This is a genomic window from Ramlibacter sp., assembly GCF_028292805.1.
GTDB lineage: Bacteria > Pseudomonadota > Gammaproteobacteria > Burkholderiales > Burkholderiaceae_C > Ramlibacter.
This window is the reverse complement of the sequence record NZ_JAQGLS010000038.1, coordinates 1-4,826: the sequence shown is the minus strand read 5'-3', so window position 1 is coordinate 4,826 and position 4,826 is coordinate 1. Positions and strand designations below refer to the sequence as shown.

The 4,826-nt window shown below is 67.1% G+C and carries 4 protein-coding genes; all 4 read left to right on the top strand.

Features of this window, described 5'->3' with window-relative positions:
• On the top strand, positions 1–548 hold a 548-nt coding region (locus JWP65_RS01965; protein WP_299759837.1), incomplete at its 5' end, for an acyl-CoA dehydrogenase C-terminal domain-containing protein.
• Positions 545–982, top strand: coding sequence for a DUF2147 domain-containing protein (locus tag JWP65_RS01960; RefSeq protein ID WP_299759835.1), 438 nt, complete (start codon positions 545–547; stop codon positions 980–982). The genes JWP65_RS01965 and JWP65_RS01960, both read left to right, overlap by 4 nt.
• 11 nt (positions 983–993) lie before the next feature.
• Positions 994–3,393: a 3-hydroxyacyl-CoA dehydrogenase/enoyl-CoA hydratase family protein gene (locus tag JWP65_RS01955; RefSeq protein WP_299759833.1), complete on the top strand. Its 2,400-nt coding sequence runs from the start codon at positions 994–996 to the stop codon at positions 3,391–3,393.
• Positions 3,394–3,712: 319 nt separating this feature from the next.
• Positions 3,713–4,826, top strand: a 1,114-nt coding sequence (locus tag JWP65_RS01950) for an acetyl-CoA C-acyltransferase (protein ID WP_299759831.1), incomplete at its 3' end; no start/stop codon positions are given.

Below are 4,826 nucleotides of genomic sequence, written 5' to 3'. Positions count from 1 at the left end.
TGTTCGGCGGCCACGGCTACATCAAGGAATGGGGCATGGAGCAGTTCGTGCGGGACAACCGCATCAACATGATCTACGAAGGCACCAACACCATCCAGTCGCTCGACCTGCTGGGCCGCAAGGTGCTTGGCAACAACGGCGCCACGCTCAAGAAGTTCGGCAAGCTGGTGGCGCAGCTGGTGGAGGAAGAAGGCGTGAACGAGCAGATGGCGGAGTTCATCAACCCGATCGCTTATCTGGGCGACCAGATGACGAAGTTCACCACCGAGATCGGCTTCAGGGGCTTGCAGGACCCGGACGAAGTGGGCGGCGCCGCGGTGGACTATCTGCGCGTGCTGGGCCACCTGGTGTTCGGCTACTTCTGGGCCCGCATGGCGCAGGTGGCCTTGCGCGAGATCGGGGCCGGCAACACCGATCCCTTCTACAAGGCCAAGGTGCAGACGGCGCGCTTCTACTTCGCCAAGCTGTTCCCCGAGACGGCGACGCTGATGCGGACCGCGCGCTCCGGCGTCAAGGTCCTGCTGGACACCAACGAGGCCCTGGCATGAAGCGGATCCTGCTGACCGCCGCCCTGGTGGCGGCCAATGCCGCGGCCTTCGCGCAGGTCACCCCGGTGGGCGTCTGGCGCAGCGTCGACGACAAGACCGGCGAGCCGAAGGCGGAAATCCGCATCGCCGAGAACGCGGGCGTGCTGACGGGCCGGATCGAGAAGCGCCTGACAAAGGATGCCAAGCCCGACGCCGTCTGCGACGAGTGTTCCGACGAGCGCAAGGGCAAGCCGATCCAGGGACTGGAGATCATCCGCGGCGCCAGGAAGGCCGAGGGCAAGGACGTCTGGGAAGGCGGCAAGATCCTCGACCCCGAAAACGGCCGCGAGTACGCGCTGCGGCTGACGCCGGTGGACGGCGGCAACAAACTCGACGTGCGCGGCTCGTTCGGCCCGTTCGGGCGCACGCAGACCTGGATCCGGGTGCAACCTTGAAAGCAACGACGATGAGCCGATTCCAGGTGAAGAAGGTGGCCGTGCTCGGCGCCGGCGTGATGGGCGCGCAGATCGCCGCCCACCTCGTGAACGTGAAGGTGCCGGTCGTGCTGTTCGACCTGCCCGCCAAGGACGGTCCCAAGAACGGCATCGTCGCGAAGGCAGTGGAGGCGCTGAAAAAGCAGAAGCCCCCGCCGCTGGGCGTCGCCGACGATGCCGTGCTGATCCAGCAGGCCAACTACGAAGAGGACCTGGCGCTGCTGGGCGAGTGCGACCTGGTGATCGAGGCGATTGCCGAGCGCATGGACTGGAAGCTGGACCTGTACAAGAAGATCGCCGCGCACATCGCGCCGCATGCGATCGTCGCGTCCAACACCTCGGGGCTGTCGATCACCAAGCTGTCGGAAGCGCTGCCCGAGTCCATCAAGCCGCGCTTTTGCGGCATCCACTTCTTCAACCCGCCGCGCTACATGTTCCTGGTGGAGCTGATCGCGACGCCGACCACGCAGCCTGCCATCCTGGACGACCTGGAAAGCTTCGTCACCAGCGGCCTGGGCAAGGGCGTGGTGCGGGCCAAGGACACGCCCAACTTCATCGCCAACCGCGTGGGCATCTCCGGCATGCTGGGGACGATGCGCGAGGTGGAGAAGTTCAGCCTCTCCTACGACGTGGTCGACGACCTCACCGGCAAGAAGCTGGGCCGCGCCTCCAGCGGCACCTTCCGCACGGCGGACGTGGTGGGCCTGGACACGATGGCGCACGTCATCAAGACGCTGCAGGACACGCTGAGCGAGGAGACCGACCCGTTCTATCCCAGCTTCGCCACGCCGGCCGTGCTGACGAAGCTTCTGGCCAAAGGCTATCTTGGCCAGAAGAGCAAGGCGGGTTTCTACAAGAAGGTCGGCCGCGACATCCTGCGCTTCGAGGCCGAGAGCGAAGAGTACGTGCCTGGCGGCCAGAAGGCCGACGAAGTCTATGGCCGCATGCTCAGAAAGCCGGCCGGCGAGCGCCTGCAGCTGCTGCGCAATGCCACCGGCGCGCAAGGCCAGTTCCTCTGGTCGATCCTGCGCAACGGCTTCCACTATGCCGCCGTGCACCTGGCGACCATCGCCGACACGGCGCGCGACGTCGACCAGGCGATGCGCTGGGGCTTCGGCATGAAGCAAGGCCCGTTCGAACTGTGGCAGGAGGCCGGCTGGCTGCAGGTGGCGCAGTGGGTGCAGCAAGACATAGCCGCCGGCAAGGCACTGTCGAAGGCGCCGCTGCCCGACTGGGTGTTCAAGGGCCCGGTCGCCGATGCCGGTGGCGTGCACACCGAGCAAGGCTCGTGGAACCCGACTTCGGGCAAGTTCGAGCCGCGCCGCGTGCTGCCGGTGTACGAGCGCCAGCTGTTCCCCGAGCTGCTGCGCGGCGAGGCTGGTCCCCGCTTCCAGGCGGCCGGCACCACGCTGCACGAAGACCGCAACATCCGCCTGTGGACGCTGGACGACCAGGTGCTGATCGCCAGCCTCAAGACCAAGATGCACACCATCAGTCCCGAGGTGTGCGAAGGCCTGCAGCAGGCGGTGGAACTGGCCGAGAAAGACTACCAGGGCCTGGTGGTCTGGTCGGGCGACGAGCCTTTCAGTGCCGGCGCCGACCTGGAGTCGACCTTGCCCGCGTTCATCGCCGTCGGCGTGGCCGCCATCGAGGACGCCGAAGGCTTCATGCAGCAGACCATGCTGCGCCTGCGCTACGCCAGCGTGCCGGTGGTGTCCGCCATCCGTGGCCTGGCGTTGGGGGGCGGTTGCGAGCTTGCCCTCTACTCGGCCAGGCGCGTCGCCGCGATGGAAAGCTACATGGGCCTGGTCGAAGTAGGCGTGGGCCTGGTGCCCGGCGCCGGTGGCCTGGCTTACATCGCGCGCCGTGCCGCCGAGAACGCGGCGACCAGCACCGACAAGGATTTGCTCAAGTTCCTGACCGAAGGCTTCACCGCCGCGGCCATGGCCAAGGTGGGCACCAGCGCGCTGGAGTCGCGCAAGCTCGGCTACCTGCTGGACAGCGACATCATTGTGCCGCACAAGGACGAACTGCTGTACGTGGCGGTGCAGCAGGCGAAGTCTCTGTACGACGCCGGCTACCGCCCGCCGCACAGGCGCCAGTTCCCGGTGGCCGGCCGCAGCGGCAAGGCGACCATCCAGGGCCAGCTGGTGAACATGCGCGACGGCGGCTTCATCAGCGGGCACGACTTCCGCATCGCTTCCATGATCGCCAACGTGGTGACTGGCGGCGACGTCGACGCCAACACGCTGGTGAGCGAGGAGTACCTGATGACGCTGGAACGGCGGGCCTTTTGCGAATTGGTGCAGCACCCCAAGACGCAGGAGCGGATTCTGGGGATGCTGAGCACCGGGAAGCCGGTGCGCAATTGATTCGACTCACATCCCTCCTTTCCCCTTCGGGGAAGGTCAGGATGGGGGCGCTCCGATGCGAAACCAAGCCTTTTCAAGCACCCCATGCCATCCGCGCTCGCCGCCCGCCGGCATGACTGACTCGCAACGCAAGCTTGGTCTCGGCTTCGCATGGAGCAACTCGGAGTGACGTCCTGCGTTTCGACACCCATGAGCCGCTCAGGAACATCGAGGGCGTGCTGACAGTCATCGTTGAACATCTTGGGCTGGTGGGCGAGCGCCCCCATCCCAGCCTTCCCCCGGAGGGGGGAAGGAGCCTAGAGAAAACCAGGAGCCTCTCGTGAAACAGATCCAGGACGCCTACATCGTCGCGGCCACCCGGTCCCCCATCGGGCGCTCGCACAAGGGCTTCTTTCGCAACACCCGGCCGGACGACCTGCTGGCCACCGTGCTGCGCTCGGCGCTGGCGCAGGTGCCCGGGCTCGATCCGCATTCCATCGAGGACATCATCTGCGGCTGCGCGATTCCCGAAGGGCCGCAAGGCCTGAACGTCGCCCGCATCGGCGCGGTGCTGGCCGGCTTGCCCAAGAGCGTCGGCGGCATCACGGTCAACCGCTTTTGCGCCTCCGGCCTGGCCGCGGTGCAGATGGCGGCCGACCGCATTCGCGTGGGCGAGGCCGACGTGATGATCGCCGCCGGCACCGAGAGCATGAGCATGGTGCCGATGATGGGCAACTCGCCCTCGCTGTCGCCCACCATCTTCTCCAACCCCGACGACATCGAAAGCTACGGCATCGCCTACGGCATGGGCCTGACCGCGGAAAAGGTCGCCCGCCAGTGGAACGTCGGCCGCGACGCCCAGGACCAGTTTGCCTACCAGTCGCACATGCGCGCCATCGCCGCCATGAAGGCGGGCGAGTTCAGCGACGAAATCACGGCCGTCCAGGTCGATGAACGTTCGCTCGACCTCGAGTCGGCCGACGTTGCCATCACCTCCCGCACCGTCGCCCTCGACGAAGGCGCCCGCCCCGACACCACCGTGGAAACGCTGGGCAAGCTGCGGCCCGTGTTCGCGGCCCGCGGCAGCGTGACCGCCGGCAACAGCTCGCAAACCTCGGACGGCGCCGGCGCGCTGATCCTGGTGAGCGAGGCGGCGCTCAGGCGCTACAACTTGAAGCCGCTGGCCCGTTTCGTCAGCTACGCCAGCCGCGGCGTGCCGCCCCACATCATGGGCATCGGCCCGATCCAGGCGATCCCCGCCGCGCTCAAGGCCGCGGGGCTCAAGCAGGACGACATGGACTGGATCGAGCTGAACGAAGCCTTCGCCGCCCAGTCGCTGGCCGTGATGAACACGCTGGGCCTGGATCCGGCCAAGGTCAACCCGCTGGGTGGCGCCATCGCGCTGGGCCACCCGCTCGGCGCCACCGGCGCGATCCGGTCCGCCACCGTGGTGC

Coding starts and splice junctions, on each gene's coding strand:
- JWP65_RS01960 (WP_299759835.1), top strand. CDS start 545: ATGAAGCGGATCCTGCTGACCGCCGCCCTGGTGGCGGCCAATGCCGCG.
- JWP65_RS01955 (WP_299759833.1), top strand. CDS start 994: ATGAGCCGATTCCAGGTGAAGAAGGTGGCCGTGCTCGGCGCCGGCGTG.